The 26,343-nt window shown below is 69.8% G+C and carries 29 protein-coding genes; 15 read left to right on the top strand and 14 right to left on the bottom strand.

All coding sequences use genetic code 11. From position 1 onward, the window contains the following. Positions 1 to 18 precede the first annotated feature (18 nt). Positions 19 to 231 (top strand): DUF2093 domain-containing protein, encoded by a 213-nt coding sequence (locus METY_RS07575; protein ID WP_103120778.1) that lies wholly within the window; start codon positions 19 to 21, stop codon positions 229 to 231. A gap of 124 nt (positions 232 to 355) precedes the next feature. Here the strand turns inward: METY_RS07575 and lpxK are convergent, their stop codons facing one another. From lpxK to METY_RS07550, 5 genes are read right to left on the bottom strand one after another with little or no spacing between them, the layout of a single operon-like run. Then, the gene (gene lpxK, locus METY_RS07570) at positions 356 to 1,393 is read right to left on the bottom strand and encodes a tetraacyldisaccharide 4'-kinase (protein ID WP_103120777.1); all 1,038 of its coding nucleotides are present in this window, start codon (positions 1,391 to 1,393) and stop codon (positions 356 to 358) included. Next, positions 1,393 to 2,691, bottom strand: a complete 1,299-nt coding sequence (locus tag METY_RS07565) for a 3-deoxy-D-manno-octulosonic acid transferase (RefSeq protein ID WP_244593563.1) — start codon at positions 2,689 to 2,691, stop codon at positions 1,393 to 1,395. The genes lpxK and METY_RS07565 overlap by 1 nt, the downstream gene beginning before the upstream one ends. A gap of 29 nt (positions 2,692 to 2,720) precedes the next feature. Then, positions 2,721 to 3,470, bottom strand: a complete 750-nt coding sequence (locus tag METY_RS07560) for a lysophospholipid acyltransferase family protein (RefSeq protein WP_103120775.1) — start codon at positions 3,468 to 3,470, stop codon at positions 2,721 to 2,723. A gap of 43 nt (positions 3,471 to 3,513) precedes the next feature. Continuing rightward, positions 3,514 to 3,753: a DUF4170 domain-containing protein gene (locus tag METY_RS07555; protein ID WP_103120774.1), complete on the bottom strand. Its 240-nt coding sequence runs from the start codon at positions 3,751 to 3,753 to the stop codon at positions 3,514 to 3,516. Next, the gene (locus METY_RS07550) at positions 3,750 to 4,577 is read right to left on the bottom strand and encodes a 3'(2'),5'-bisphosphate nucleotidase CysQ (protein ID WP_103120773.1); all 828 of its coding nucleotides are present in this window, start codon (positions 4,575 to 4,577) and stop codon (positions 3,750 to 3,752) included. Before METY_RS07550 ends, METY_RS07555 begins: the two co-directional genes overlap by 4 nt. A 290-nt stretch (positions 4,578 to 4,867) precedes the next feature. Here METY_RS07550 and METY_RS07545 point away from each other — a divergent pair, with 290 nt between their 5' ends. After that, complete coding sequence (locus METY_RS07545) at positions 4,868 to 5,452, top strand: DUF6101 family protein (protein WP_103120772.1); 585 nt, start codon at positions 4,868 to 4,870, stop codon at positions 5,450 to 5,452. Between the two features lie 137 nt (positions 5,453 to 5,589). Here METY_RS07545 and METY_RS21205 read toward each other — a convergent pair whose 3' ends face one another. The 5 genes from METY_RS21205 to ubiA all read right to left on the bottom strand — a co-directional run bounded on the left by METY_RS21205 (position 5,590) and on the right by ubiA (position 9,152). Further along, the gene (locus tag METY_RS21205) at positions 5,590 to 5,763 is read right to left on the bottom strand and encodes a hypothetical protein (protein WP_200819620.1); all 174 of its coding nucleotides are present in this window, start codon (positions 5,761 to 5,763) and stop codon (positions 5,590 to 5,592) included. A gap of 69 nt (positions 5,764 to 5,832) precedes the next feature. Beyond that, on the bottom strand, positions 5,833 to 7,167 hold the full coding sequence (locus METY_RS07540) for an ammonium transporter (RefSeq protein WP_103120771.1): 1,335 nt from the start codon (positions 7,165 to 7,167) through the stop codon (positions 5,833 to 5,835). 175 nt (positions 7,168 to 7,342) lie between these two features. Then, complete coding sequence (locus tag METY_RS07535) at positions 7,343 to 8,017, bottom strand: cation transporter (RefSeq protein ID WP_103120770.1); 675 nt, start codon at positions 8,015 to 8,017, stop codon at positions 7,343 to 7,345. A 51-nt stretch (positions 8,018 to 8,068) separates the two neighbouring features. Next, complete coding sequence (locus tag METY_RS21585) at positions 8,069 to 8,203, bottom strand: hypothetical protein (RefSeq protein WP_255400841.1); 135 nt, start codon at positions 8,201 to 8,203, stop codon at positions 8,069 to 8,071. Positions 8,204 to 8,213: 10 nt separating this feature from the next. Next, positions 8,214 to 9,152 (bottom strand): 4-hydroxybenzoate octaprenyltransferase, encoded by a 939-nt coding sequence (gene ubiA, locus METY_RS07530; protein ID WP_103120915.1) that lies wholly within the window; start codon positions 9,150 to 9,152, stop codon positions 8,214 to 8,216. A gap of 143 nt (positions 9,153 to 9,295) precedes the next feature. On the opposite strand from ubiA, the gene METY_RS07525 reads away from it, so the two are divergent. The 4 genes from METY_RS07525 (at position 9,296) to METY_RS07510 (ending at position 13,320) form a co-directional block, all read left to right on the top strand. Further along, a complete protein-coding gene (locus METY_RS07525; protein WP_103120769.1) occupies positions 9,296 to 10,039 on the top strand; it encodes a 16S rRNA (uracil(1498)-N(3))-methyltransferase in 744 nt (247 codons plus the stop codon). Positions 10,040 to 10,317: 278 nt separating this feature from the next. Continuing rightward, entirely contained in the window at positions 10,318 to 11,064 is a 747-nt protein-coding gene (locus tag METY_RS07520) for a L,D-transpeptidase (protein ID WP_244593561.1), read from the top strand. Between the two features lie 113 nt (positions 11,065 to 11,177). Beyond that, entirely contained in the window at positions 11,178 to 11,882 is a 705-nt protein-coding gene (locus METY_RS07515) for a L,D-transpeptidase (protein WP_103120768.1), read from the top strand. 67 nt (positions 11,883 to 11,949) lie between these two features. Continuing rightward, positions 11,950 to 13,320 carry a glutamate--cysteine ligase gene (locus METY_RS07510; protein ID WP_103120767.1) on the top strand — a complete coding sequence of 457 codons (1,371 nt, stop codon included), beginning with the start codon at positions 11,950 to 11,952 and terminating at the stop codon, positions 13,318 to 13,320. Positions 13,321 to 13,324: 4 nt separating this feature from the next. On the opposite strand, the gene dmeF is transcribed toward METY_RS07510, so the two are convergent. After that, a complete protein-coding gene (gene dmeF, locus METY_RS07505) occupies positions 13,325 to 14,344 on the bottom strand; it encodes a CDF family Co(II)/Ni(II) efflux transporter DmeF (protein ID WP_103120766.1) in 1,020 nt (339 codons plus the stop codon). A gap of 167 nt (positions 14,345 to 14,511) precedes the next feature. On the opposite strand from dmeF, the gene METY_RS07500 reads away from it, so the two are divergent. The 6 genes from METY_RS07500 to METY_RS07475 all read left to right on the top strand — a co-directional run bounded on the left by METY_RS07500 (position 14,512) and on the right by METY_RS07475 (position 21,158). Then, a complete protein-coding gene (locus METY_RS07500; protein ID WP_103120765.1) occupies positions 14,512 to 15,444 on the top strand; it encodes a DMT family transporter in 933 nt (310 codons plus the stop codon). 114 nt (positions 15,445 to 15,558) lie between these two features. Beyond that, positions 15,559 to 18,204, top strand: coding sequence for a hybrid sensor histidine kinase/response regulator (locus METY_RS07495; RefSeq protein ID WP_103120764.1), 2,646 nt, complete (start codon positions 15,559 to 15,561; stop codon positions 18,202 to 18,204). Beyond that, positions 18,201 to 18,659, top strand: a complete 459-nt coding sequence (locus tag METY_RS07490) for a chemotaxis protein CheW (protein WP_103120763.1) — start codon at positions 18,201 to 18,203, stop codon at positions 18,657 to 18,659. Before METY_RS07495 ends, METY_RS07490 begins: the two co-directional genes overlap by 4 nt. A gap of 22 nt (positions 18,660 to 18,681) precedes the next feature. Further along, a complete protein-coding gene (locus tag METY_RS07485; RefSeq protein WP_020184286.1) occupies positions 18,682 to 19,047 on the top strand; it encodes a response regulator in 366 nt (121 codons plus the stop codon). Between the two features lie 27 nt (positions 19,048 to 19,074). After that, on the top strand, positions 19,075 to 20,238 hold the full coding sequence (locus tag METY_RS07480; protein ID WP_103120762.1) for a protein-glutamate methylesterase/protein-glutamine glutaminase: 1,164 nt from the start codon (positions 19,075 to 19,077) through the stop codon (positions 20,236 to 20,238). Continuing rightward, positions 20,235 to 21,158: a CheR family methyltransferase gene (locus METY_RS07475; protein ID WP_103120761.1), complete on the top strand. Its 924-nt coding sequence runs from the start codon at positions 20,235 to 20,237 to the stop codon at positions 21,156 to 21,158. The genes METY_RS07480 and METY_RS07475 overlap by 4 nt, the downstream gene beginning before the upstream one ends. Before the next feature lie 201 nt (positions 21,159 to 21,359). On the opposite strand, the gene ctrA is transcribed toward METY_RS07475, so the two are convergent. Next, positions 21,360 to 22,061 (bottom strand): response regulator transcription factor CtrA, encoded by a 702-nt coding sequence (gene ctrA / locus METY_RS07470; RefSeq protein WP_020184289.1) that lies wholly within the window; start codon positions 22,059 to 22,061, stop codon positions 21,360 to 21,362. A gap of 377 nt (positions 22,062 to 22,438) precedes the next feature. Here ctrA and fliI point away from each other — a divergent pair, with 377 nt between their 5' ends. Beyond that, positions 22,439 to 23,758: a flagellar protein export ATPase FliI gene (fliI, locus tag METY_RS07465; RefSeq protein WP_103120760.1), complete on the top strand. Its 1,320-nt coding sequence runs from the start codon at positions 22,439 to 22,441 to the stop codon at positions 23,756 to 23,758. A 30-nt stretch (positions 23,759 to 23,788) separates the two neighbouring features. Continuing rightward, positions 23,789 to 24,205: a flagellar export protein FliJ gene (gene fliJ / locus METY_RS07460; RefSeq protein ID WP_103120913.1), complete on the top strand. Its 417-nt coding sequence runs from the start codon at positions 23,789 to 23,791 to the stop codon at positions 24,203 to 24,205. 11 nt (positions 24,206 to 24,216) lie between these two features. On the opposite strand, the gene METY_RS07455 is transcribed toward fliJ, so the two are convergent. Continuing rightward, complete coding sequence (locus METY_RS07455; RefSeq protein WP_103120759.1) at positions 24,217 to 24,654, bottom strand: MarR family winged helix-turn-helix transcriptional regulator; 438 nt, start codon at positions 24,652 to 24,654, stop codon at positions 24,217 to 24,219. A gap of 161 nt (positions 24,655 to 24,815) precedes the next feature. Here METY_RS07455 and METY_RS07450 point away from each other — a divergent pair, with 161 nt between their 5' ends. Beyond that, positions 24,816 to 25,244 carry an organic hydroperoxide resistance protein gene (locus METY_RS07450; RefSeq protein WP_103120758.1) on the top strand — a complete coding sequence of 143 codons (429 nt, stop codon included), beginning with the start codon at positions 24,816 to 24,818 and terminating at the stop codon, positions 25,242 to 25,244. Positions 25,245 to 25,257: 13 nt separating this feature from the next. On the opposite strand, the gene METY_RS21760 is transcribed toward METY_RS07450, so the two are convergent. After that, positions 25,258 to 26,253, bottom strand: a complete 996-nt coding sequence (locus METY_RS21760; RefSeq protein ID WP_444849075.1) for a transglycosylase SLT domain-containing protein — start codon at positions 26,251 to 26,253, stop codon at positions 25,258 to 25,260. Positions 26,254 to 26,343: the final 90 nt, after the last annotated feature.

Here is a 26,343-nt window from a genome sequence, read left to right as displayed (position 1 = left end):
CCTGAGCCGGGGATTCCGATGAACCGCTACGAACGCCCGCCGTCGTCCGGCGAAGCCGAGGTCCGCTACCTCGACGCCGATTTTCGCGTGCTGAAGCCCGGCGCCTATGTGCTGTGCGCGGTCACGGGCGCGAAGATCGCCCTGGACGAGCTGCGCTACTGGAGCGTCGCCCGCCAGGAGGCCTACGCCGGCGCCGGCGAGGCGCTCGCGCGGGAGCTGGGCAAGGGCTGACCCCCCTGATCGTTTGAAGTGTGGACGTCGGACGGCGCGCGCCTTCGCAGGCGCTGCGATCGACAGTATCGCGGTCGTGTCTCGGATCAGGTCCGGGACATGAGCGCGGGTTTCCTTCCGTCTCTTACGACCCCGAACGTTCCGTAGAAACCGCTGCGCCGCTTCCGCGCCCCCCTGCGATCGCGGCGCGAAGACCTGCAAGCAGGCGTTCCTCGTCCTCGACGACCAGCCGGACCGGCAGGGCGACCGCGATCTCCGCCAGCTCCGGCCGACGCTCACGCCATTTCACGAAGTCCTTCTCCGTGGTGAGGACCAGCGCGTCGGCGGCGCGGGCCGCGTCCGCTATGGCGCGCGCCTGCGTCGCGGTGGGAAGGGCGTGGTCGCCGAGCGACACGAGGCGTTCCACGCGCGCGCCGATCGCCTCGAGCGTATCGCGCAACTTCTCCGGCCGGCCGAGCCCCGCGACCGCGATCACCCGCCGTCCGCGGAGACGTTCGGCGTCCTGCGGGTCGGGGACCAAAGCGCCGTGGTGGACGGAGAGGCCGTAGCGGCGAGCCTCGACAGCCAGCGCCGCCCCTGGCGCGCCGGGGCCTATGACGAGGACCCTGTCCGTGCGGGCGAACTGCGCCGCCAGCGGCGCGCGCAGCGGGCCGGCCGGCAGGCAGCGGCTGTTGCCCACGCCGCGGGCGCCGTCGACGACGGCGAGCGTGACGGTCTTCGCGAGCGCAGAATTCTGCAGGCCGTCGTCCAGGATGATCACCCCGGCGCCGCGATCGGCGGCGAAGCGGGCCCCGGCGGGCCGGTCCCGCGCGACGACTGTCGGGGCCGCCGCGGCGAGCAGCAGAGGCTCGTCGCCGACCTCCGAGGCGTGGTGCGTCCGTCCGTCGACCAACACGGGGCCGTGGAGGCTCCCGCCATAGCCGCGTGAGAGCAGGAAGGGGCGCTCCCCGGCGGCTGCGAGGCGCTCCGCGAGGAAGATCGCGGTCGGGGTCTTACCGGCGCCGCCGGCGACGAAGTTTCCGACGCAGACGACGGGCGCGGGAACGGTCGCGCCCGTCCGCCCCATGCGCCGCGCCGCGACAGCGCCGTAGACCGCGTCCAGCGGGGCGAGAACCGCCGCGGCGAGGCCCGGCTCCCGCCACCAGAAACCGGGCGCGCGCATCAGCCCACGCCGAGGCGCAGCTGGATGAGATAGGGCTCGATCGCCTGGAGCGTGCGGTTCAGCGCGCCGCCGAGCCGGGCGCAGGCCGACTCGGCCGCCGCGCCCATGGCCGCGCGCGCGAGCGGATCGGAGAGCAGGTCGCCCGCCGCGGCCCCCAGGGCGTCGGGGCCGTCGATTTCCGCCGCGCCGCGGGCCGCGCCGAGCGCGGCGTAGATGTCCGCGAAGTTGCGCACGTGGGGTCCGTGCAGGACAGGGTCGCCGAGCTTGGCGGGCTCGATCGGGTTCTGCCCGCCGTGGGGCGCGAGCGACCCGCCCATGAAGACCACGTCGGCGACCCGGTAGAACAGGCCGAGCTCGCCGATGGTGTCGGCGACGTAGAACTCGGTCTCGCGGTCGGGTTCGGCGCCGGAGGATCGGGTCTGCGCCACGATCCCCTGCAGGCTGGCGGCGTCGACCGCCGGGGCGCCCGCCGCGGGATGGCGCGGGGCGAGGATCGTCAGCAGATCCGGCGCGCGCACCCGGGCCACGGCGTGGGCGCGCGCGACGGCTGCGTCCTCACCGGGATGGGTGCTCGCCGCCACGAACACCGGGCGCCCGCGGACGAGGCGGACGAGCGCGGTCAGCGTCGCCGGATCGGCCGGCGGCGGGGGCGAATCGAACTTCAGGTTGCCGACGTCGACCACGTGGCGCGCGCCGAGCTCGGCGAAGCGGGCGGCGTCGCCGGCGGACTGGGCGAGGCAGAGATCGAAATGCCCGAGCAGCGCGCCGATGGTCCGGGGGGCCCGCCGCCAGCGCGCGAACGAGCGCTCTGACATCCGTGCGTTGACGAGGCCGATCGGCGCGCCGAGCCGGCGAGCGCGGCGGAGCAGGTTCGGCCAGAGCTCGCTCTCCGCGATCAGCACGAGATCGGGCTTCCAGTGGTCGAGGAAGCGGTCGGCGTAGGCGGGCACGTCGAGCGGCAGAAACTGGTGGATGGCGCCTTCCGGCAGCCGCTCCGCCGCCACCGCCGCCGAGGTCACCGTGCCGGTCGTGACCAGCGCCCAGAAGCCGCGCCGCGTCAGGCTTTCGACCAGCGGCAGCAGCGAGATCAACTCGCCGACGCTCGCCCCGTGCAACCACACGAGCGGACCGTCCGGCCGCGCGACGCCGGCGAGCCCGCGCCGCTCGCCGAGCCGCTCGACGCTTTCCTTGCCCGCGCCGGCCCGGCGGCGGAGCAGCGCGCCTGCGAACGGCCGCGCGACCTTGAGGCCCTCGCGGTACAGCGCGAGCGGAGCGGTGACGCGGATGCGGTGAGCCATGGAACGCTGCCGGGACGGAAGGACGTCGGTCATCTCGGCGGACAGACTGGGGCGCCGTTTGTGTCCGCCTCAGGGCCGGCCTGCGACCGTCCCCAGCGGCGTCCCACGAGAGCGTAGGCCCGCGCGTGGGCCCGGTCGAGGCCCGCGCCGACGGCCCGCCGCGCGGTCTCCAGCGCCTCGGCGTCCGCGTCGGGCGCCACATGGATCGGCTCGCCCAGCACAACGGCGCCGCGGCCGAACGGAAGATTGATCTCGGCCCGGTCCCAGGTTGCGAGCATCTTCGACCGGCTGGTCGCGACCGCGAAGGGGAAGATCGGCCGCCCCGAGAGCTTGCCGAGCAGCGCCACGCCTTCGCCCGCGACGCCTGCGACCTTCGGCACGTCGGCGGTGAACACCATGCTGTCGCCGGCCTTCAGCGCCTCAAGCATCTCGCGCAGCGCCCGCGCGCCGCCGCGCTTGAGCGCCTTGCGGCCTTCGCCGCCGGAGCCGCGCACAGCGCCAATGCCGAAGGCCGCGCAGGCGATGGCGTTGATCCCGCCGTCGACATGGCGGGAGGCGAGCGTGCGGGCCGGCATGTCGTCGCGCTTCATGGCGGGCACCATGAGGTGCTGCCCGTGCCAGAGCGCGACGATTGCGGGAAGGTGAGGGACGAGCCGGTCCTGGAAGTCGGCGGGTTCGAAGGTCCAGCGGTTGGTGGCGCGCACCAGCCGGATGTAGCTCGCGAGCAGACGGCCCGCCGCTCCTTGCGCCGCGGCGGAGCGTCCCAGCGACTTCAGCATGGCGGCGACGTCGGCATCGGGGGAGGGCGCCGGCCGTCTTCGCCTACTTCGGCGCGTCCGGCTCCAGCAGCCTGTGGAGATGCACGACGAAGTAGCGCATGTGCGCGTCGTCGACGGTGGCCTGCGCCTTCGCCTTCCAGGCGGCCCGGGCGCTCTCGTAGTCCGGGAACACGCCGACGATGTCGAGCTTCGACAGGTCGTGGAACTTGACGCCGGACACGTCCTCAAGCTCGCCGCCGAACACGAGGTGAAGGAGCTGCTTGGGCTGCACGGCTTCGGTCATCGTTTCCATTCCTTGGCGGCGGTGAGGGTCGGGTCGTTCGCGATCGCGGCGAGCAGCACGCCGTGTCGCTCCGGCGCGGCGGCGACGAGCGCCCCGTGCCGGGTGGTTTCGCGGTTGTAGGAGGGCAGCGCGCCGTCGAAGTCGGTGAGCTTCGCGCCGGCCTCCTCGAGGATCAGGTGGGCGGCCGCGATGTCCCAGTCGTGGGCGGCGGGGCGGGCGAGGGCCGCGTCCAGCGCGCCGTCGGCGACCTTCACCAACCGGTTCGCGAGCGCGTAGATCCAGGCTCCCTCCTTGACGCCGCGCGGGCGCAGCGGGGCGATCAGCGACTTCGTCCCGCCGACGCGCGCGCCGTCGAGAGAGGCCGCGTCGGCCACGCCGAGCGGACGCCCGTTCAGCGTCGCGCCGCCGCCGCGGATCGCCGCGTGGGTGACGTTCTTGACGGGGTTGTGGACGATCCCGGCGATCGGCTTGCCGTCTTCGACGAGAGCGACCGAGACCACCCATTCCGGCACGCCGTCCACGAAGGCGCGGGTGCCGTCGATGGGGTCGACGACCCAGACATGGCGGCGGCCAAGGCGATCAGGGGTGTCGGCGGTCTCCTCGGAGAGCCACCCGGAGCCGGGCGCGAGCGGCGGCAGCCATTCGGCCAGGTATCGGTCGACGGCGAGATCGGCCTCGGTGACCGGGCTGTCGTCGGCCTTGGTCCATTTCTGCGCGCCGCCCTTGGCGAACAACGCCGCCGCGATCGCTCCGGCGGCCGTGACCACCTCGGCGAGACGGCCGGCGAGGCGTTCGAGATCGATCGGCGCGGCGGAGGACTGCACGGTCGGGGGACGCCTTATGAACGGGGGCGGATCGGGGAGGGGCCTTAAGCGCCCCCGCAAAGTGTCGGGATGATGGCCCGCGCGCAAGTCCGCGGGCGGTCGCAGGCCCCGGTCGCATTCGCGCCTTTCCGTTTAGCCCGCGCTTACCCTTTCCCGAAAGCTCCTCTTCAGCATGGCGACAGGGTGAGAAAGGATTCACCAGCTCCGTTAAGCCGCTGTGGGTCGCTCCCAAGTCATCGTCAGTAACAGACGAAGAGCTCGAACAAATGAGCCTTCAGGGAGACTGAACAGTGGGACGTCAAACCGAGGCCGGCGCGCAGACGCGCGTCGGAACGGGGTCGGCCGACCGGCTCGATCCCTTCGCGCTTCCTGTCCGTTTCGCGGCGCCTGACGCCGCGGCGGATGGGGGCGAACGGCGCGTGACGCTCGAAGCCGGGCGCGTCGTGGTGGACAGGATGGTTCGGAGCGTATCGATGCGGATCGCGGTGCCCCTCAATTGTTTCTCCGGCGTCGCCGTGCGCGTCGCGCCGGGCGAGAAGCCGGAGTGCGACCGGGTCGAGGTGGTCCTCGCCCATCGCGACCGCGCGCTGGACGTGCCGCTCCACGAGAGCGCGCCCGGCGGCGACGGATTGGCCGAATGGAAGAGCTGGGGGCGGGCGCTCAAGCTGCCGCTGCTGGTCGAGGAACTCGACGGCCGCCGCTCGACGCCGGCGAAACTGCTCGGGCTGGTCGAAGTCGGCCGCCCGCGCCCGCGTCGACGCCACAGCCTTCTCGCCGGCCGCCGCCCGCGCTTTCTGGTGAAGCGCCGGACGGGCAAGCTCACGGCCTCAACGCCGGTGCTCCGCGGCGAACGCGAGATCATCGCGCGGAACTGAGGGACTGCGTCCTTGGATGACAGCAAGGTCTCCCTCCGCCTGCGGGAGGGGAGCCGCCGCCGTCGCGTTCGATTCTGGGAAAAGCGGCGGCACGCGATGCGTTCCGCCGCTTTTCGTTCGAGACGCGGTCGCCCCTTTCAGGCGCCGTTGGCCTTCCGCACGCAGGCGTTCTCGTGACGGATCATTGCGGCGATGGCGCCGACGCAGACGGCGAGCGCCAGCGCGCTGATGAACATCAGCACGCCTGGCTGGTCAGCGAAGGTGAAGTAGGCCTTGGCCCCTTCCCAGGTGGTGATCGGAGCGGAGTTCATCGCTTAATCTCCTCGAACGATGAATGGGACGGGCGCGCGGGCGGACCGCCCGCGTGCGGGATCGGGACGTCACTCGGCGGGGCTCAGCGCCTCGCCGGCGAAGGCCGGGATGGTGGAGGCTTCCGGATAGGCCTTGACCGGCACTTCCGAGATGTCGAGGCCGGCGAGCTCGACCTTGGGGTCGGTGCGGAGCAGGCCGACCATCTTCAGCACATAGGACGCCGCGAAGCCGGGCACGAAACCGAGGATCGCGAACACCGCCACGCTGCCGAGCTGACCGCCGAATGAGACCGCCGGGCCTTCGACGTTGGGGTAGCCGGACGCGAAGAGGCCCGCGGCGAGCAGGCCCCAGACGCCGCCGAAGCCGTGGACGGCGACCGCGCCCACGGCGTCGTCGATCTTGAAGCGCACGAGCAGCATGTCCGCGAGCTTCGGGATGACGCAGCCGCCGACGAAGCTGATCAGGAAGGCGAGGGCGGGGTAGTAGACGTCGAGGCCGGGGGCGGTGGAGATCACCCCGATCAGCGCGCCGGACATCATCCAGAACGGATCACGGGTCACGAGGTACGAGCCGATCATGCCGCCGGCGACGCCCATGAGGGTGTTGAAGGCGAAGGCGGAGAGCGTGGTCGGCGTGTTGTAGATCGTCATCCACGTGCCGCCGTTGTAGATGATGCAGCCGCCGAGGAAGCCGAAGAAGCCCATCACGATGATCATCAGGCCGATGAGCGACATCGGCATGTTGTGGCCGGCGATGTGGTTGACCGTGCCGTCGGCGTTGAAGCGGCCGAGCCGCGGCCCGAGGTTGATCAGCACGCCGAGGGTGAAGAAGCCCGCGATCATGTGGACGCAGCCGGCGGCGCCGATGTCGTGCAGGCCCCAGCTCGTCGTGAGCCAGCCCTGCGGGTGCCAGCCCCACGAGGCGCCCAGAATCCAGACGAAGCCGCCCAGCAGGATGGCGAGGATGGTGAAGGCCGACATGCGGATCCGCTCGATCACGGCGCCCGACATGATGGAGGCGGTGGTCGCGGCGAACAGCGTGAAGGCGGCCCAGAAGATGCCGGACGCGTTGTCGCCGAGGTTCGGGCCCATGGACTCGCCCCAGACGACGCCGCCCGAGGCTGCGTCGGACACGGTGAAGCCCGTGGGGAACGCCAGATAGATCCACCAGCCGAAGAAGTAGAAGGTCGGAACCAGGAAGGCGAAGGCCAGAAGGTTCTTCAGGCCCGAGGCCAGCGCGTTCTTCGCCCGCGAGGCGCCCATCTCGTAGGCGAGAAAGCCTGCGTGGATGGCGATCATAAGCGCGGTGCACCACCAGTAGAACACCTCGGCGTTGACCGTCTTGGTCAAGGCCACGGAGGCCTCCAGCGCCTCAATTTTCGCAAGCAGTGCGGCGTTTTCCATGTCTGGCCCCCAATTGGACAGGTCGCGCGCCGCCGGATGGCGGCCGAGGCTCCAGACGCAGCGGTCGTGCCAGACGGACGTTCGGCAAGATCAAGAAACGGTGAGGCTGATCCAGCGCTTCGACGGCTCGAGGCGTACGGCTGGGCGCGCGCTGCGGGACAGCGAGCGCGACGCGTCAGGCTTTCGGCCGGTACTCCAGGCGACCGGACCGGCGGGGCCTGGTCGACAGATCGCGCTTCGCGGCGCGGAGTTCGGCGTTCGCTTGGCGCAGGACGACCAGAGCCCCCTGCAGCGCAAGCGAAGCCATGACCCCGGCGACGATGACGTCGGGCCATCCCGTTCCCGTGCCGAACACGCCGAGAGCCGCGAGCATCACCGCGACGTTGCCGACCACGTCGTTGCGGGTGCAGATCCAGGCGGACCGCATGTTGGCGTCGCCGTCGCGATAGGCCCAGAGCAGGGCGAAGGAGGCGGCGTTCGCGGCGAGCGCGAGCGCGCCGACGACGCCCATCGTCCCGGCGGCGGGCAGCGTGCCGTGAAGCCCGTGCCACGCCGCGGCGCCCATGACCCACAGCCCGAAGGCGGCCATTGTGACGCCCTTGAGCTGAGCGGCGCGGGCGCGGAGGCCGATCGCGAGGCCGACGACGGCGAGGCTCACGCCGTAGTTCGCCGCGTCCCCCAGGAAGTCGAGCGCGTCGGCCTGCAGTGAGGCGGATCCCGCCGCGAGCCCGGCCGCGACTTCGACCACGAACATGGCGGCGTTGATCGCGAGCGCCGCCCAGAGGACGCGGCGCTGCGCGGGTCCGCCGGAACCGGCGTCGGGCGAGGGGCAATGGCTGCAGCAGCTCATGCCGCGACCGTACCGAAGGGAGCCGACGTTACGCTAGAACGCCGCGGCCTTTCAGAGACGGGTGAACAGCCAGACGCCAAGCGCGACGACGACCGCGACCGCGATCCACAGGCGCAGGCCGGCCTGCCGCAGCACGAAGCGCTTGTGCTCCGGGGGGAGGGGGTCCTTCACGGCGGGATCGGTCATGCGCGGGTCCTTACGTCCGGAGCAGGGCGTCGACCAGAAGCCCCAGGAAGATTAGGGCGCCGGCTTCGCGGTTCGACTTGAAGATTTTCAGGCACAGCGTCGGGTCGGAGATGTCGAGCGCCTTCACCTGCCAGCCGCAGTGCGCGGCGAAGGCCGCGACGCCGAGGTAGGCGACCGGCCCGCCGCCCGCGGCGTGGACGGCGAAGGCCAGAAGCGCGGCCGCGCCGGCGTAGAGGGCGGCGAGGATGGGCCGGGTGCGGTCGCCGAACAGCAGGGCTGTCGAGCCGACGCCGACGAGAGCGTCGTCCTCCTTGTCCTGGTGGGCGTAGATCGTGTCGTAGCCGATGATCCAGAGGAAGGCCGCCCCGTGCAGCAGCAGCGGCGCCGCGCCGAGGCTTTCAAAGGCGGCGGCCCAGCCCATCAGCGCGCCCCAGCCGAAGCAGACGCCCAGCATCGCCTGCGGCCACCAGGTGACGCGCTTCATGAAGGGATAGAGCGCGACCGGCAGCACCGAGCACACGCCGACGAAGATCGCGAACGGCGGCAGCGCGATCAGGACCAGCAGGCCGACGAGGAGCTGGGCCGCGAGGAACAGCGCGGCGCCCTTGGCCGTCACCTGGCCCGACGGCAGCGGGCGGGAGCGGGTGCGGGCGACCTTGGCGTCGATGTCGCGGTCGACGAGGTCGTTGTAGGTGCAGCCGGCGCCGCGCATGGCCACGGAGCCGACGGCGAACAGCGCGAGGTGCAGGAGGTTCGACGCGCTCCAGCCGGCGGCGGAGGCCGCGAGCCCGACCGACCAGGCGCAGGGCCAGAACAGCAGCCAGGCCCCGATCGGCCGATCGGCCCGCGCGAGCCGCAGGAATGGGCGCCAGCTCGCGGGCGCGGTCGTGTCCACCCAGTTCGCGGCGGCGGCGTCGGCGACGGCGCCGGATGAGGTCCGATCGATCATGGCGAGAAGCGTCACGACATCGGCGCGGTTCGGTCAAGCCGCTTGAAGCCGAAGCGGCTTGAAGGTGAAGAGCTGTCGCGCCAGAACGGCGCTTCCCCCGCGCGCCGGCCGAGCGCGCCAGTCCGCGGAACGCAGCGACGCCCATGGCCGACTATGATTTCTCCACCACGCGGCTCCATGTCGAGGCGGATCTCGCCGAGGGCGCCGAGGTCGCGCTCGAGTCCGCCCAGGCGAACTACCTCCGCAACGTCCTGCGGATGGCGGCGGGCGACGGGCTGCTGCTGTTCAACGGCCGCGACGGCGAATGGGGCGGGCGGGTCGCGGCGGCCGAGAAGAAGCGCGTCACGGTCGCCTGCGAACGGCTGCTGCGCCCCCAGACGCCCGCGAACGACCTCGTCTACCTGTTCGCCCCGCTGAAGCACGCCCGGCTCGACTACATGGTGCAGAAAGCGGTGGAGATGGGGGCGGGGCGGCTCACCCCGGTGATCACCCGCCGCACCGAGGCCCGCCGGGTCAATCTGGAGCGCATGCGCGCCAACGTGATCGAGGCTGCGGAGCAGTGCGGCGTGCTCTCCGTCCCCGCGATCGACGACCCCGTCGGCTTCGATCCGCTGCTCGACGGCTGGGACGCCGGCCGGACGCTGGTGTTCTGCGACGAGGCGGCGGAGATCGCCGATCCGGTCGCGGCGCTGGTCCCTCACGCGGGACGACCGCTCGCCGTTTTGATCGGCCCCGAGGGCGGCTTCGATCCCGTGGAGCGGGAGCGGCTCGTCCGGCATGCGGCGACCATCCGGATCTCGCTCGGGCCGCGGATTTTGCGCGCCGACACCGCGGCGGTCGCCGCGCTTGCGCTGGTGCAGGCCGCGGCGGGGGACGGGCGGGGATAGTCGCCTCTACTATGGCTGCGACGAGGGCTGCGGCCTGTCGCCCCAGCGCTACCCGCTGTTGACCTCGCGTTAACCATAGTCGTCGAGAGTTCACTTCGCGTCCCAGCGGGCGGCTATCGGCGGCGCGGACCGCGTTGCCGAAAAGCCGCAGTGCGGCGCCATCGCGGCTGGGTCGCGAACTCGGCATGCCGTCCGTGCGTAGACGGGCGTATAGGCGTCATGGAGCCGTCGGCTTGCGACGGCATGGTCAGCTTTGAGTCGCGCGAAGAACCCCGCCCATGTCCACTGCTTCTAAATCGACCCCGGCTGCGGCCGCGCGCTGGACACGGCGCGGAGCGCTCGCCTTCTTGCCGCTTGCGCTCGCCGCCTGCGCCCAGTCGCGTCCGCTTCCGGCCGTCGAGCCGATGCCGTTCGCGGCGACCCCGGCGCCCGTCGCGCCGGTGACGATGTCGCCGCTGCCCAACTTCGGCTCCGGTCCGTCGAACGAGACGCGCTACGGCGCGAACGGCGTCACCGACGAGCCGTTCCCGGTGAAGCCGGTGAGCCTCAACCGGATCGACCAGAAGTTCCTGAAGCAGACCGTTCCGAACGACACGGGCGAAGGCCCGGGCACGATCGTGATCGATCCGCACGCCCGGTTCCTCTACCTCGTCCAGGACGACGGCACGGCGATCCGCTACGGCGTCGGCGTCGGCCGCGAGGGCTTCGCCTGGAACGGCCAGGCCTACATCCGCCGCAAGCTCGAGTGGCCCGACTGGCATCCGCCGGCAGAGATGGTGGCGCGTGATCCGCACGCCCGTCCCTACAAGGACGGCATGCCGGGCGGCCCCGGCAACCCGCTCGGCGCCCGGTCCATGGCGCTCTGGCAGGGCGACAAGGACACGCTGTTCCGCATCCACGGCACGATCGAACCCTATTCGATCGGCAAGGCCGTCTCCTCGGGCTGCATCCGCATGCTCAACCAGGACGTGATCGACCTCTACTCCCGCGTGCCGCTCGGCACCAAGGTCGTGGTCCGCTCCTGATCTCCCGGCGCGCGGATCCCGGCTCCGCGCGTCGCGTCGTCTGAATTCTCCCCCGCTCAGGGCGTCGCTTTCGGCGGAAGGCGTCGACCTGCCTCACGATCGGACCGCATGCCATGTCGCGTAACGACGTTCTCGCCGCGCCCGGACAGCTGACTCGCCGCGGCTTCGTCGCTCTGCTGCCGCTGGGGCTCGCGGCCTGCGCCAGCAACCCGCTCAGCGACGTGCGCGCGTTCATCGATCCTGAGGGCGCGAACTACGACGAGGTCTACGGCGCGAAGCCCGACGAGAAGTTCCCGCTGCCGGCGATCAACTGGCGCATGCTGCATCCGGCCGTTCTGCGGCGAAACATCTCCGATCCCACCGGCGAAGCGCCGGGCACGATCGTCGTCGACCCCGAAGCGCGCCTGCTCTATCTCGTGCTCCCGAACGGCCGCGCCATGCGTTACGGCGTCGGCGTCGGAAAGCAGGGTATGGAGTGGAACGGTCGCGCCACCATCAAGCGTAAGGGCGTGTGGCCGACCTGGACGCCGACGTCCGACATGATCTCGCGCGACCCCGAACTCAATTCGCGCTGGGCCGGCGGCATGCCAGGCGGCCTCGACAACCCGCTCGGCGCGCGCGCGCTCTACCTCTACCAGGGCGGCCGTGACACCATGTACCGGATCCACGGGACCAACGCGCCGCGCTCGATCGGCCGGGCCATGTCGTCGGGCTGCGTGCGCATGCTGAACCAGGACATCATCGACCTCTACGAGCGGGTCCCGACCGGCACGCAGGTCGTCGTGCTTCCGGCGAGCCGCACGCTCGGCGTCTCCTGACGCCGGCCTTTACGCCCGAACCGTGACCCCTTACCTGTCTGCGGCCTTCCTCCGCTGAAAGCCGCCCATGGCACGCGACCAGATCGATCCGACCTTCATCACGTCGCGGGACGAACTCGTCGCGTGGTTCGAGGCGGGCTCCAAGCCCGTCGAAAGCTTCCGGATCGGCACCGAGCACGAGAAGTTCCCGTTCCGCCGCGCGGATCTTTCGCCTGTTCCCTATGAAGGTCCCGACGGGATCCGCGCGCTGCTCGAAGGCATGCAGCTCCTGCTCGGCTGGGAGCCGATCATGGAGGACGGCCGCATCATCGGCCTGTTCGATGTCACCGGCGGCGGCGCCATCAGCCTGGAGCCGGGCGGGCAGTTCGAGCTGTCCGGCGCGCCGCTCGAAACCATCCACCAGACCTGTTCGGAGCTTCACGCGCATCTCGCGCAGGTCAGGCAGGTGGCGGAGCCGCTGGGCCTCGGCTTCCTTGGCCTCGGCATGAGTCCGAAGTGGACGCTGGCCGAGACGCCGGTCATGCCCAAGGGCCGCTACGACATCATGACCCGCTACATGCCGAAGGTCGGCTCACGCGGCCTCGACATGATGTACCGGACCTCGACGGTGCAGGTGAACCTCGACTTCTCCAGCGAAGCCGACATGGTCCACAAGCTCCGGGTGAGCCTTGCGCTGCAGCCGATCGCGACCGCGCTGTTCGCGAACTCGCCCTTCACCGAGGGCAGGCCCAACGGCTTCGTCTCGGCCCGCTCCGAGATCTGGCGCGACACCGACAACAGCCGCGCCGGCATGCTCCCCTGGGCCTTCGACCCTGGCATGGGCTTCGAGCGCTACGTCGACTACGCGCTCGACGTGCCGATGTATTTCGTGAAACGCGGCGACCACTACCACGACGTGGCCGGCGCCTCCTTCCGCGACCTGCTGGCGGGACAGCTCCCGCAGCTCCCGGGCGAGCGCGCGACCGTGGCGGACTGGGCGAACCACCTGAGCACGATTTTCCCCGAGGTGCGGCTGAAGCGCTACCTCGAGATGCGCGGCGCGGACTCCGGACCGACCGGCCGCATCTGCGCGCTGCCGTCGTTCTGGGTCGGCCTGCTTTACGACGAGCAGAGCCTCGACGCGGCCTGGGAGCTCGTGAAGCATTGGACCGCCGAGGAGCGGCAGAGCCTGCGCGACGACGTGCCCCGCGAGGGGCTGAAGGCGCGGATCCGCAACCGGTCCGTGCTGGAGGTCGCCCGCGACGTGCTGGCGCTGGCCGACGCCGGGCTTGCCCGACGGGCGAAGGTGAACCTGTTCGGCGACGACGAGCGCATCCACCTCGCGCCGCTACTGCGGGTCGTGGAGGACGAGGCCACCCTCGCCGAGGCGCTGCTCGCGAAGTTCCACGGGTCGTGGGGCGGTCGCGTCGATCCGGTGTTCGCCGAGTTCGCCTACTGACGCCTCACGCCGCGACCCTCGGATGGTCGCGGCACAGGTTCACCTCGACGGTCACGTGGCTCAGCGCCGCGAGGTCCGCGAGGCGGGCCTTGTAGGCCGCCGGCTCTTCAGAGCGGTGCGTCACCACCGCGACGATCGCCGCCATGTGGCCTGGTCCCACCCGCCAGATGTGGAGGTCCGACACCCGGACGTCTCCGGTTTCGAGCCGTTTGCGGATCGCTTCCGCCAGATCGTCGTTCGAGGTCGCGTCCAGCAGCACCCGCCCGCTATCGCGCGCAAGCCCGATCGACCAGACGGCGATCACCACGGCGCCGACGACGCCGATCGCGGGATCGACCCAGCTCCAGCCGAAACTCCAGCCGGCGATCAGACCCGCGATCGCGAGCACCGAGGTGAGCGCGTCCGCCAGCACATGCAGATAGGCGCCGCGCATGTTGTGGTCGGCGTGCCCGCTGTGCGAGTGCCCGTGCCCGTGCTCCCGATCGCGGTGGTCATGGCGGTGGCCATGGTCATGGTGATGGCCATGGTCATGGTGATGGCTGTGGCCGTGATCGTGGCCATGGCCGAGCAGCAGCGCGCAGATCACGTTCACGGCGAGCCCGACTGCCGCCACCACGCTCGCCTCGAGATAGGCGACGGGCTGGGGCGAGGCCAGGCGGAGCAGCGACTCGTAGCCGATCCCGAGGGCGACGACGCCGAGGATGATAGCGCTCGCGAAGCCCGCGAGATCGCCGACCTTTCCCGCTCCGAAGGCGAACCGTGGGTCGGTCGCGTGCGTCGACGCAAAGCGGTAGGCGAGGGCCGCCACACCGATCGCGCCTGCGTGGGTCGCCATGTGCCAGCCGTCGGCGGTCAGGGCCATCGATCCGTAGGCCCAGCCGGCGACGATCTCGACCACCATCATGGTCGCGGTGACCGCGACCACCGTGAGGGTTCGGCGCTCGTTGCGCGCATGGTCCTGACCGAGGAAGCGATGCTCGTGAACATGGACCGCAGCGATACGGCCGTTCTCGGCGACGTGCATGACGGCTCTCCTTCCGCGTGCGGCGTTCGTGGGAGGTCGGCCTGACGCTCCGCTCCGTCAAGCGGGCCATCACGCATTGCGATGGCGAACATCACGGATCCGCGCTGTCGCGGCGCCGCGTTCCGGTCTAACCGGAACGCTCAGCGACCTCCGCCGAACGGACGCGCATGTCGAGAGTCACCGCCCAGACGGCTACGCCGACCGCCCCGAGCGCGCTCGGACGTACGGACCTTGGTCTCTATGTGGTGCTCGTCACCGTTTGGGGGACGAGCTGGATCGCGCTCCATCACCAGCTCGGCGTCGTGGCGCCCGTCGTCTCGCTGGTCTGGCGCTTCGGGCTGTCCGCGCTGCTCTGCCTCGCAATCGCGGTGGCGCGACGGGAGCCGTTGCGACTTCCGCTGCGGACGCACGCCAGGTTCGCGCTCGCGGGCCTGCTGATGTACTCCACCAACTTCCTGCTGTTCTACCACGCCGGCGCTCACGTCCCCTCGGGCCTGCTCGCGGTGGTGTTCGCGCTCGCCTCGCCGATCAACCTCGCGCTCGGCGCGCTGTTCTTCCGACGGGCCATCGAGATCCGGGTGCTCGTGGGGGCGGCGCTGGGCGTGGCGGGCGTCGGCTTGCTCTATCTGCCGCAGATCGCGTCGGCCGGATTCGGGGCCGCCGCCCTCGGCGGACTCGCGTTGTGCGTCGCCGGCACGCTCTGCTTCTGCCTCGGCAACATGATCTCGAGCGTGATCCAGCGCGAGGTCCCGGATCTCGCGGCGACGGCCTGGGGCATGATCTACGGGACGCTCTGGCTGCTGACGGCGGCGCTGGCGTCCGGCGCTGCGTTCGATTTCGAGCCGACCTGGTCCTACGGGCTGTCGCTGCTATGGCTCGCCGCCGGCTCGTCGGTCGCGGCCTTCCTGGCCTATCTGGCGTTGCTCAAGCGAATCGGCCCCGCCCGCGCCGGGTTCGCGACGGTGCTGTTCCCGGTGGTCGCGCTCGCGATCTCCAGCGTGTTCGAGAGCTACGCCTGGACCGCGTCCGCCCTCGTCGGCGTCGCGCTCGTGGCGGTTGGAAACGTGGTCGTGCTTGGGCTCGCGCGTCGCCGAACTTAATCGGGCGATTACTCTAACGGGAGCGCAACCCGCAACCATCCGTTATGCTTTTTGCAGGACACTCTTCTATGTACCGAGAAGCGCCTGTTCGTTGCGTCTCCGGGGGAGGGGTGAATGGACGAGCTGCTGCGCGACTTTCTGACCGAAACTGCAGAAAACCTTGATTTCGTCGACGTCGAGCTTGTTCGTTTCGAACAGGAGCCGACCAACGCCAGCATTCTCGGAAACATCTTCCGGCTGGTGCACACGGTTAAGGGCACCTGCGGTTTCCTCGGACTGTCCCGCCTTGAAGCGCTCGCCCACGCCGCCGAGACGCTGATGGGCGAGTTCCGGAACGGCGCCATGCCGACCCCGGACGCCGTCACGCTGATCCTCGCCGCGATCGATCGGATCAAGGAGATCCTGGCCGATCTCGAGCGCACCGGCGCCGAGCCGAGCGGCGACGACCACGACATCATACTCGAGCTGGAGCGGAAGGCGGTCGAGGCCGCGAACCCTCCCGCGCCCAAGATCGATCCCACGCTCGGCCGCGAGCTGCGCGTCGGCGAGGTGTCGCTTGACGAGCTGGAGCGCGCCTTCCGCGAAACCCCTGGCCCCGAGTTGGCCGCCAAGCCCGCTCCGGCGCCTGCGCCTGCGCCGGTCGCCGAAGCGCCGGCCAAGACTGCGCCGGTCCTGAAGGCAATCGACGGCGGCGGCGACGACGCCCGCGCCGAGAGCGCGCTCGCCGGCCAGACGATCCGCGTCGGCGTCGACACCCTCGACCGCCTGATGACCATGGTCTCGGAGCTGGTGCTCACCCGCAACCAGCTCACCGACATCGTCCGCCGGCACGGCGAGAAGGACTTCGGCGCGTCGCTGCAGCGCCTGAGCCACGTCACCGCCCAGCTGCAGGAAGGGGTGATGAAGACCCGGATGCAGCCGATCGGCGCGGCCTGGCGCGCCATGCCGCGCATCGTGCGCGACCTCTCCGCCGATCTCGGCAAGAAGATCGAGCTCGTGACCGAAGGCGCGGAGACCGAACTCGACCGGCAGGTGCTGGACCTCATCAAGGACCCGCTCACCCACATGGTGCGCAACTGCGCGGACCATGGGCTCGAGACGCCCGCGGAGCGTCTGGCCGCAGGCAAGCCCGAGACGGGCACGATCAAGCTCGCGGCCTACCATCAGGGCGGCCACATCATCGTGGAGATCGGCGACGACGGCCGCGGCCTCGACACCGATCGCATCCGCAAGAAGGCCGTCGCGAACGGCCTCGCGACCGAGGCCGACGTCGAGAAGATGTCGGACGCGCAGATCCACCGCTTCATCTTCGCGCCGGGCTTTTCGACCGCTGCGGCGATCACCAGCGTCTCCGGCCGCGGCGTCGGCATGGACGTGGTGCGCTCCAACATCGAGCTGATCGGCGGCGCGGTCGACCTGCGCTCGACCCAGGGCAAGGGCTCCGCGGTCATCATCCGCATCCCGCTTACCCTCGCCATCGTCTCCGCGCTGATGGTGACCTCCGCCGGCGAGACCTTCGCGATCCCGCAGGTCGCGGTCACCGAGCTGGTGCGCGCCCGCCCCGGCAGCGAACATCGCATCGAGCGGATCGGCGACGCCTCGCTGCTGCGCCTGCGCGACCGCCTGCTGCCGCTCGTGCGCCTGCGCGGCCTGCTCGGCCTCGCGGCGGCTTCCGAGGAGACCGCCGACGACGCCTTCGTCGTGATCTCGCAGGTGGGCGAGAACGTCTTCGGCATCGTGGTCGACGACGTGCTTCACACCGAGGAGATCGTGGTCAAGCCGATGGCTTCGCGGCTGAACCACATCGGCCTGTTCTCGGGCACCACCATCCTCGGGGACGGGTCGGTGATCCTGATCCTCGACCCGAACGGCCTCGCCTCGGCGGTCGGCCCAGCGGACGCCCACGAGAGCATGCAGGCGAAGGAGCCCGCGGCCGTGGTCGACCAGGACCTCGTCATGTCGCTGCTGCTGTTCCGGGCCGGCGGGATGGCGCCCAAGGCGGTGCCGCTCGCCCTCGTGACGCGCCTCGAGATGATCGACGCCTCCACCATCGAAGTCACCGACGGACGGCCGATCGTGCAGTACCGCGGCGGCCTGATGCCGCTCATCCCGGTCGGCGACGGAATGATGTCGGGGGAGGGCCAGCAGGCGCTGCTGGTCTTCACCGACGAGGACCGTTCGGTCGGCCTCATGGTCGACGAGATCCTCGACATCGTCGAGCAGGCGGTCGAAATCAGCGCGGCGTCGATCGTGCCCGGCATCCTCGGCACCTCGGTGCTGGCGGGCAAGGCGACCGAGATCATCGACATCGCGCACTACCTCACTCTCGCCTTCGACGATTGGATGACCCGCAAGGAGCGTCCGCATGAGCGCAACGCCCAGCCGAGCGTTCTGCTGGTCGACGACAGCGCGTTCTTCCTGAACATGCTGACGCCGGTGCTCTCGGCGGCCGGCTACCGCGTCGCCGCGGCGGGAAGCGGCGCGGACGCTCTCGCGCTCGTGCAGCGAGGCCGTAGCTTCGACGCCGTGATTGCGGATCTCGACATGCCGGAGATGGACGGCTTCGCCTTGGCTGCGGCCCTCCGAGCCGAGCCCCACGCCGCCCACGCGCCGATGCTGGCGCTGACCTCGACCGGCTCCGCCGCCGAATACGAGAAGGCGGCCGCCGCCGGCTTCAGCGAGTGCGTGTCCAAATTCGACCGGCCGACGCTGCTCGCCGTTCTCGAAACCCTTGCTCCCCGCTGGAGGATCGCCGCGTGAGCGCCGCCATGGATGACGCCACCACCTACGTCACGGTGTCGATCGCCGACCAGATCTTCGGCATCGAGATCGGTCGCGTCCGCGAGGTGTTCACGCTGGAGAAGCTGACGACGGTGCCGCTGTCGCCGCCCGAGGTCGCCGGCGTACTCAACCTGCGCGGACGCATCGTGACCGCGATCGACATGCGCACCCGCCTCGGCCTGCCGCCGTGCGCGGATCTGTCGAAGGCGATGGCGGTCGGCATCGAGCACAAGGGCGAGGCGCTGGCGCTGATCGTCGACCGCGTCGGCGACGTGATGCCGCTCGCCGAAGCCAAGCGCGAGACCAAGCCGGTGACCCTCGACCCGCGCTGGGCGAGCGTCGCCGAAGGCGTCCACCGCCTCGACGGCGGCCTGCTCCTGATCCTCGACGTCGACCACGCGCTCGAACCGTCCATCTCGGCGCTGGCCGCCTGAGCCAACTGCAGGACACGATCCCATGAAACACTGCCTCGTCGTCGACGACTCGAGCGTGATCCGTAAGGTCGCCCGGCGGATCCTCGAAGGCTTCGACCTCAAAATCTCCGAGGCCGAGAACGGCCAGAGCGCGCTCGCGCTCTGCAAACAGGCGATGCCGGACGGCATCCTGCTCGATTGGAACATGCCCGTCATGGACGGCTACGAGTTTCTGGTCGAGCTGCGCTCGCTGCCGGGCGGGGACGCTCCGAAGGTCGTGTTCTGCACCACCGAGAACGACGTTTCCTACATAACCCGGGCGCTCCGCGCGGGGGCTGACGAGTACGTCATGAAGCCGTTCGACAAGGACATCATCGGCTCAAAGTTCGCCGAAGTCGGCCTGCTCTGAACCAGCGCCCAGCATAGCAGGCCCAGCATGATGACCGCCGCCGCCGTCGCGCCCGCCGAGAAGGTGCGCGTCATGATCGTCGACGACAGCGCGGTGGTCCGCGGACTCGTGACGCGCTGGCTCGGCGAACAGCCGGGCTTCGAGGTCGTGGCGTCCTGCCGGACCGGGCGTTCGGCGCTTGCCGAACTGGCCACCGCGGCGCCGCACGTCGTGGTGCTCGACATCGAGATGCCAGACATGGACGGGCTCACGGCGCTGCCGCTGATGCTGAAGGCGAAGCCGGACCTTGCCATCGTGATGGCGTCGACGCTGACGCGCCGCAACGCCGACGTCTCGCTGCGCTGCCTCGCGCTCGGCGCGGCGGACTTCCTGGCGAAGCCGGGCGCCGCGATCGCGCAGGACGACTACCGCCGCGACCTCGTAGCGAAGATCAAGGTGCTGGGCGAGATCGCCCGCCGGCGGTCGACGCCGCGCGCGGCCGACCCCCGCGCGGCCGCGCTCCACACCATCGCCCAGGCCGCAAGCGGCCGATTCCTGCGGCCAGGACCGACGCCGCCCGGCGCCGCCGCGCCCGGCATCGCTCTGAAGCCGTTCTCTTCCGCGCCAGTGCGCGCGCTCGCGATCGGCTCCTCCACCGGCGGTCCGACGGCGCTCGCCGCGGTGCTGAAGGCGATCGGCGTCGAGGCGCTCTCGCGGGTGCCGGTCCTCATCACCCAACATATGCCGGCGACGTTCACGGCGGCGCTCGCGGAGCATCTCGGCGCGGTCTCCGGTCGCCCGGCCCGCGAAGCCGCCCATGGCGAGCCGATCGAGCGCGGCGTGATCTACGTGGCGCCCGGCGGAAAGCACTTCTCCGTCGTCCCGTCAGGCGCGGCGCTGCATGCCTCCATCGACAACGGCCCGCCGGAAAACTTCTGCAAGCCGTCGGTCGAGCCGATGTTCCGCAGCGCCAGCAAGGCCTACGGCTCGTCGCTTCTCGCGGTCGTGCTCACCGGCATGGGCGCCGACGGCGCGGCCGGCGTGCGGACGATCTCGGCCGCCGGCGGGTCCGTGATGGCCCAGGACGAAGCCACCAGCGTCGTCTGGGGAATGCCCGGCGCCGCCGCCGCCACCGGGTGCTGCTCGGCGGTGCTTCCTCTGCCCCAGATCGGTCCCAAGATCGTTCGCCTGCTATCAGGAGACCGCGCGTGACGCCGGCCGATCTCGCCTTCCTCGCCCGCTTCCTGAAAGAGCGCTCCGGTCTCATCATCGGGGAGGACAAGCGCTACCTCGTCGACAGCCGCCTTGGGCCGGTCGCTCGGAAGGCAGGCATAGCGTCGATCGGCGAGCTCATCGGCAAGCTGATGCGCGGCGGAGACACCGCTCTCGCCCAGTCCGTCGTCGAGGCGATGACGACCAACGAATCGTTTTTCTTCCGCGACGGCACTCCCTTCACCCAGTTCACCGACGTGGTGCTGCCGCAGCTGATCGCCGCCCGCGCGGCGCAGCGGAAGATCCGGATCTGGTGCGCGGCGTGCTCGACCGGCCAGGAGCCGTACTCGCTCGCCATGCTGCTCGAGCAGAAGGCGGCCCAGCTTGCGGGCTGGACGGTCGAGATCGTCGCAACCGACCTCGCCTCCGACATCCTCGAGCGCGCCCGCAACGGCCTTTTCACGCAGTTCGAGGTGCAGCGCGGGCTTCCCGTGCGGATGCTGGTCGAGCACTTCACGCAGGAAGGCGACCAGTGGCGCATCTCGCCGAAGCTGCGGAACCGGATCCAGTTCCGCACCCTGAACCTGCTGCGCGATTTCTCGCCTCTGGGCGTGTTCGACGTCGTGTTCTGCCGCAACGTGCTGATCTATTTCGACGAAGCGACCAAAGGCGACGTGGTCCGCCGAATCGCGAAGCAGATGCCCAAGGACGGCTATCTTGTGCTGGGCGCGGCCGAAACGGTCATGGGCGTCACCGCGCCCGTGCGAAGCCATCCGAACCATCGCGGCCTGTTCATGCGGACGGACGCTCCCGCCGCCGGCGAAGCGCGGCCGGCCTTTGGAGCGCCCGCGCAGGGCGCGACGCCGGCGACGCCGCCAGCCGCCTCGCTGCAGTCCAAGATCGCCGCGTTCCGGCGATGAGGCCCGGCTGAACGCTCCGCGCGCACGTCAAAGCCCGCTTCGCGCGGGCTTTTTCATGCGCTGTCGTTTCGTGGGACCTTGGGCGCATCGTCGGCGTCGGGCGAACAACCTGAGCCCAGGCCGCTTGCTTGTCCCGAAACGCGGAAAGCCCCGCGCTTTCGGCGCGGGGCTTTCGACGGATCTAAGATCAAGTCAGGGGCGTCATGCGATCGCGCGGGCTTCGTCTTCGTTGGGCTCGCGCAGCACGTAGCCGCGGCCCCAAACCGTCTCGATGTAGTTCTTGCCGTTGGTGGCGTTCGCGAGCTTCTTCCGGAGCTTGCAGATGAAGACGTCGATGATCTTCAGCTCCGGCTCGTCCATGCCGCCGTAGAGATGGTTGAGGAACATCTCCTTGGTGAGCGTCGAGCCCTTACGCAGGCTCAAGAGCTCCAGCATCTGGTACTCCTTGCCCGTCAGATGGACCCGGGCGCCGCCGACTTCGACCGTTTTGGTGTCGAGGTTGACGATGAGATCCCCGGTCGTGATGACGGACTGGGCGTGCCCCTTCGAGCGACGGACGATCGCGTGGATGCGCGCGACCATTTCGTCCTTGTGGAAGGGCTTGGTCATGTAGTCGTCGGCGCCGACGCCAAGGCCGCGGACCTTGTCCTCGATCCCGGCGAGGCCGGAAAGGATCAGGATCGGCGTCTTGATCTTCGCGACCCGGAGCGCCCGGAGAACCTCATATCCCGACATGTCGGGCAGGTTCAGGTCGAGAAGAATGATGTCGTAATCGTAGAGCTTGCCGAGGTCGATACCTTCTTCGCCAAGCTCCGTCGTGTAGACGTTAAAGTTCTCTGACTTGAGCATCAATTCGATGCTCTGCGCCGTGGCGCTATCGTCTTCAATCAGAAGAACGCGCATGCGACTCCTCCACCGATGCCCGCATGGCCTGCCCCGGAGTACCCGGCGCCCGGCACGGTGAACCGATCGTTTCCCAGTCCGATTCAAGCTTAACGACTAATAGTTAACAGATGGTGATTCTGCGCCGCAAGCTCGTTCTCAAAACTCTCGTGGATCGCCTTAAATTGCTCAGATTCCTGAGAAAAAATTGGCGAAGAGAGTTCAGTTTCAGACTTAAGAAACGAGGCTAACCGACTCTTCCGACTCGAACATTCGAGCGGCCGTTACGGTTTCTCGCGTCTTAAGCGTTGGGGCCATGATTGGGCGTGGCGGTAAACGAAGCGTTACGGTTGGGCGTCGGCGGTCATGATTCGCTAGGAATGTTTGGAGACGGGCGAATGCGGGGGCTCGTGGAGGCGGTCGAGGCGGTGCCGGACCGCGAGGTCTACGGCCGCGTCGTCGGCGTTCGGGGCCTGTTGGTCGAGGTCGCCGGGCCGCTTGGCGCCATGGCGATCGGAGGCCGTGTTTCGATCGAAACCGCGGGCGGGCGCGAGACGCCGTGCGAGGTCGTGGGCTTCCAGGGCGATCGCGCCTTGCTGATGCCCTTCGCGCCGCTTGAGGGGGTGCGTCGCGGATGCCGGGCGATCGTCGGCGCGGCGGAGCCCGGCGTGCGGCCGAGCCGCGCCTGGCTTGGCCGGGTGGTCGACGCCATGGGCGACCCGATCGACGGCAAGGGGCCGCCGAAAGAGGGACCGCTGCTCTATCCCTTCCGCCGATCGCCGCCGCCGGCCCACGCCCGAAAGCGTCTCGGCGCGCCGCTCGATCTCGGCGTCCGCGCGCTCAACACCTTCGTGACCTGCTGCGCAGGCCAGCGCATCGGCATCTTCGCCGGCTCGGGCGTCGGCAAGTCGGTGCTGCTCGCCATGCTCGCCCGAAACACCGCTTGCGACGTGGCCGTGATCGGCCTCGTCGGCGAACGCGGCCGCGAGGTGCAGGAGTTCCTTCAGGACGATCTCGGGGAGGCGGGCCTCGCTCGCTCCGTGGTCGTGGTCGCGACCTCCGACGAGCCCGCTCTCAAGCGCCGGCAGGCCGCCTACCTCACGCTCGCGCTGGCCGAGGCCTTCAGGGACGAGGGCGCCTCGGTGCTCTGCATGATGGATTCGGTCACGCGCTTCGCCATGGCGCAGCGTGAGATCGGCCTCTCCACAGGCGAGCCTCCGACGGCTAAGGGCTACACGCCCACCGTGTTCGCCGAACTGCCGCGCCTGCTGGAGCGGGCGGGGCCGGGCGTGGGCGCCGGAACGGTCACCGGCATCTTCACGGTGCTGGTCGACGGCGACGATCACAACGAGCCGGTCGCCGACGCCGTGCGCGGCATTCTCGACGGGCACATCGTGATGGAGCGATCGATCGCGGAACGGGGACGGTACCCTGCGATCAACATCCTGAAGTCCGTGTCGCGGACCATGCCGAAATCCACCCCCGAAGAGCGCCGGCCGCTGATCTCGAAAGCGCGCCGGACGATGGCGACCTACGCCGACATGGAGGAACTGATCCGTCTTGGGGCCTATCGTCCCGGTTCGAGCCCCGAGGTGGACGAAGCCATCGCTCTAAACGGGCCGATCGAACGCTTTTTGGGTCAGGGTAAGGAAGAAGCAACGCGTCTCGGAGAAGGCTACGCTCAACTCGCTTCGATCTTAGGCGTTTCGGAAACCTGACGCTAACCCGCGTGTGCGTTCATGGCTGACATGAAGTCCAGAGACACCCTGCTGAAACTCAAGCGCTTCCAGGTCGACGACAAACGTCGGCAGGTGGCTCAGATCGAGACCATGATCGCCGAATTCGAGCGCATGGCCGCCGATCTCGATCGCGAAATCCTTGCGGAGCAGGACAAGGCGGGCATCCACGACGTCGCCCACTACGCCTATCCGACCTACGCCAAGGCCGCGAAGGTGCGCCGCGACAATCTCGCGCGTTCCGCCGACGAACTCCGGGGGCAGCTCGCCGACGCGAAGGCCGCGCTGGCGGAGGCCTTCGAGGAGCTCAAGAAGATCGAGATCCTCGAAGAGCGCGACGGCGTGCGGGAGCGCCTCGCCGAGGCCGCCCGCGATCAGGCCGAGATGGACCGCATCGGCCTGGGCCGCAGCGAACTCCGCGCCGGCTGACCTCAGGCGCTTCAGAGCTCGTTCAACGCGTCCCTGAGCCGCGCGATTTCCGCGCGGAGCCGCGCGACGTCCTCCGGGTTCGTCGCCCCGAACGCGCCTGCGATGGTCTGCGGGACCTCTTTGGCGCGCTCCTTCAGCGCGCGCCCCGCCTCCGTCAGCTGAATGCGCACCTGCCGCTCGTCCGCCGGGTCGCGTCGGCGCGTGACGAAGCCCGCGCCCTCCAGACGTTTCAACAGCGGCGTCAGCGTGTTCGACTCCAGGAACAGCCGATCGCCAAGCTCGCCGACGGTGACGTCGTCCTTCGCCCACAGCGCGACCATCGTCACATACTGCGGATAGGTCAGGCCGATAGCGTCGAGCGCCGGCTTGTAGGCGCGGTTGAACGCGCCGTTCGCGGAGTAGATCGCGAAACAGACGAAAGCGTCGAGGTCGAGCGGGACCGTGGTCATCGCTCCAACATGGCGCGCGTCGATCAATCGCGCACGATTTAATTGCGCTAATTCTGCAGGCCAGCTACGACCGAAAGACATATCGCCAACGATTAGATCGTGTGCGATATAAAAATGGTCGGCAATTCGAGGCGAGCCGGCGTCAGCCAGAGGAGCGAGACATGAAGACGATCTATTCTACGCAGGCCCAGGCCACCGGCGGCGGCCGCGAAGGCAAGTCCGCGACGCTCGACGGCAATCTGGCCGTCACGCTCATCACGCCCAAGCAGATGGGCGGCGCGGGCGGGGAGGGCACCAATCCCGAGCAGCTTTTCGCGGTCGGCTACGCCGCTTGCTTCCTCGGCGCGGTGCGCTTTGTCGGCGGACGTGAGAAAGTGGCTGTCCCTGCGGACGCGACCGTGACGTCGACCGTAGGCTTCGGCCCGCGCGACGATGGCAAGGGGTTTGGCATCGAGGTCGCGCTGGAGATCGCACTGCCGGGTCTCGATCACGCCGTCGCGGAAGATCTCGTCCAGAAGGCGCACGTGGTCTGCCCCTATTCTGAGGCGACCCGCGGCAATCTCGACGTGAAGCTGACGGTGAAGGTCTGAGGCGAGCGGCGGCTTACTTCGGCCCGCGGTAGCGGCGCGGCTCCGGCCGCGCTGCGGCCGCTGGGGCGGGGTCAACCGAACCGGTGGCGATCGAGGGCTCCCGCATCGGCGGGAGAGGCACCCCCGGCTGCGCCAGAGCGGCCGTCTGCAGAACAGGAGCTGCGCCGGCCTTCGCGGGCGCGTCGGCGGCCGTGGCCGCCGCGGCGCCGGGTCGGCCGACGGGCGGAAGCGGTATGGCGGCCGGCATGGGCCGCGAAGGGCCGCGCATCTCCACCAACGCGGCGGGAGCGCCCAAGGCGCGGGCTTCGGCGAAGGCCTGAGCGTCCCGCACAGGAGCCACGGGAGCGGCCGACGCCACCCGGCCGAAGCCGCCGACTGCGTCTCCCGCTGCGGCGATGCGGGCGTTGACGGCCGCGCCGTCCGTCTGCGGCCGAGCGGGCGCGGTCGACTGCGTCGCAGCGGGCGGGGCGGAGACCGGCGTCATGGCGGCGAGGACGGGCTGGGCGTTGGTCGCGATCACGCGCGTCGGGGCGGCAGGCGCGCTCGGCGCGGCCGAAGCGACGGTCGGGAACGGCTTCGCGTTTCGGCCGAGGCCGATCTGGGCGAGCAGTCCCTGGCGCTTGGCGTCGTAGTAGTAGCCGCTGGCGTAGAAGCGGACCGCGCGGTTGTGGTCGCCGCGGGCCACCTTGTACGCGCCGGCGAGATAGCGGACGCCGTAGGTCAGGTTCGTCTCGGCGTCCAGCAGCCCTTGGGGCGAGCCGTGATAGCCCATCGCCTTGGCCGTCTGGTGCTTGATCTGCATCAAGCCGTAATGGCCGCGGTTGTAGGCGGCGGGATTGTACCTGCTTTCGCGGACCACGACCCGGCGTACGAGCTCCTCGGGAACGCCGTTCGCCGCGGCGTGGCGCGCGATCATCGCATCGAAGGCGACAGGCGCGGCGCGCTCGGCGGCGATCGCGCTTGGCGCGCACAGGGCGACGAGCGCCAGTCCCGCAAAAGCCGATTTCACATTCCTGTCCCCACGCCGTCGCAGAAGCGTCTTTGGTGACGTCGAAATGCGGCCGAACCGTGACTCGTCCAAATTTACGCCATATTCAAA

It is taken from the genome of Methylopila sp. Yamaguchi (assembly GCF_002897035.1).
In the GTDB taxonomy this organism is placed as follows: domain Bacteria; phylum Pseudomonadota; class Alphaproteobacteria; order Rhizobiales; family Methylopilaceae; genus Methylopila.
Note: the sequence above shows the minus strand (reverse complement) of the source record. Positions and strands in the feature narration are given on the sequence as shown.

Bases quoted from the DNA above. Each gene is read 5' to 3' on its own strand.
- METY_RS07560 (WP_103120775.1), bottom strand. From the start codon at position 3,470: ATGCTGAAGTCGCTGGGACGCTCCGCCGCGGCGCAAGGAGCGGCGGGC.
- METY_RS07575 (WP_103120778.1), top strand. From the start codon at position 19: ATGAACCGCTACGAACGCCCGCCGTCGTCCGGCGAAGCCGAGGTCCGC.
- METY_RS21585 (WP_255400841.1), bottom strand. From the start codon at position 8,203: ATGACCGATCCCGCCGTGAAGGACCCCCTCCCCCCGGAGCACAAGCGC.
- METY_RS07450 (WP_103120758.1), top strand. From the start codon at position 24,816: ATGAAGACGATCTATTCTACGCAGGCCCAGGCCACCGGCGGCGGCCGC.
- dmeF (WP_103120766.1), bottom strand. From the start codon at position 14,344: ATGCACGTCGCCGAGAACGGCCGTATCGCTGCGGTCCATGTTCACGAG.
- METY_RS07510 (WP_103120767.1), top strand. From the start codon at position 11,950: ATGGCACGCGACCAGATCGATCCGACCTTCATCACGTCGCGGGACGAA.
- METY_RS07455 (WP_103120759.1), bottom strand. From the start codon at position 24,654: ATGACCACGGTCCCGCTCGACCTCGACGCTTTCGTCTGTTTCGCGATC.
- ctrA (WP_020184289.1), bottom strand. From the start codon at position 22,061: ATGCGCGTTCTTCTGATTGAAGACGATAGCGCCACGGCGCAGAGCATC.
- METY_RS07500 (WP_103120765.1), top strand. From the start codon at position 14,512: ATGTCGAGAGTCACCGCCCAGACGGCTACGCCGACCGCCCCGAGCGCG.
- METY_RS07565 (WP_244593563.1), bottom strand. From the start codon at position 2,691: ATGGCTCACCGCATCCGCGTCACCGCTCCGCTCGCGCTGTACCGCGAG.
- fliI (WP_103120760.1), top strand. From the start codon at position 22,439: ATGCGGGGGCTCGTGGAGGCGGTCGAGGCGGTGCCGGACCGCGAGGTC.
- lpxK (WP_103120777.1), bottom strand. From the start codon at position 1,393: ATGCGCGCGCCCGGTTTCTGGTGGCGGGAGCCGGGCCTCGCCGCGGCG.
- METY_RS07495 (WP_103120764.1), top strand. From the start codon at position 15,559: ATGGACGAGCTGCTGCGCGACTTTCTGACCGAAACTGCAGAAAACCTT.
- METY_RS07515 (WP_103120768.1), top strand. From the start codon at position 11,178: ATGTCGCGTAACGACGTTCTCGCCGCGCCCGGACAGCTGACTCGCCGC.
- METY_RS07485 (WP_020184286.1), top strand. From the start codon at position 18,682: ATGAAACACTGCCTCGTCGTCGACGACTCGAGCGTGATCCGTAAGGTC.
- METY_RS07480 (WP_103120762.1), top strand. From the start codon at position 19,075: ATGATGACCGCCGCCGCCGTCGCGCCCGCCGAGAAGGTGCGCGTCATG.
- fliJ (WP_103120913.1), top strand. From the start codon at position 23,789: ATGAAGTCCAGAGACACCCTGCTGAAACTCAAGCGCTTCCAGGTCGAC.
- METY_RS21205 (WP_200819620.1), bottom strand. From the start codon at position 5,763: ATGAACTCCGCTCCGATCACCACCTGGGAAGGGGCCAAGGCCTACTTC.
- METY_RS07535 (WP_103120770.1), bottom strand. From the start codon at position 8,017: ATGAGCTGCTGCAGCCATTGCCCCTCGCCCGACGCCGGTTCCGGCGGA.
- METY_RS07540 (WP_103120771.1), bottom strand. From the start codon at position 7,167: ATGGAAAACGCCGCACTGCTTGCGAAAATTGAGGCGCTGGAGGCCTCC.
- METY_RS07520 (WP_244593561.1), top strand. From the start codon at position 10,318: ATGTCCACTGCTTCTAAATCGACCCCGGCTGCGGCCGCGCGCTGGACA.
- METY_RS07555 (WP_103120774.1), bottom strand. From the start codon at position 3,753: ATGACCGAAGCCGTGCAGCCCAAGCAGCTCCTTCACCTCGTGTTCGGC.
- ubiA (WP_103120915.1), bottom strand. From the start codon at position 9,152: ATGATCGATCGGACCTCATCCGGCGCCGTCGCCGACGCCGCCGCCGCG.
- METY_RS07525 (WP_103120769.1), top strand. From the start codon at position 9,296: ATGGCCGACTATGATTTCTCCACCACGCGGCTCCATGTCGAGGCGGAT.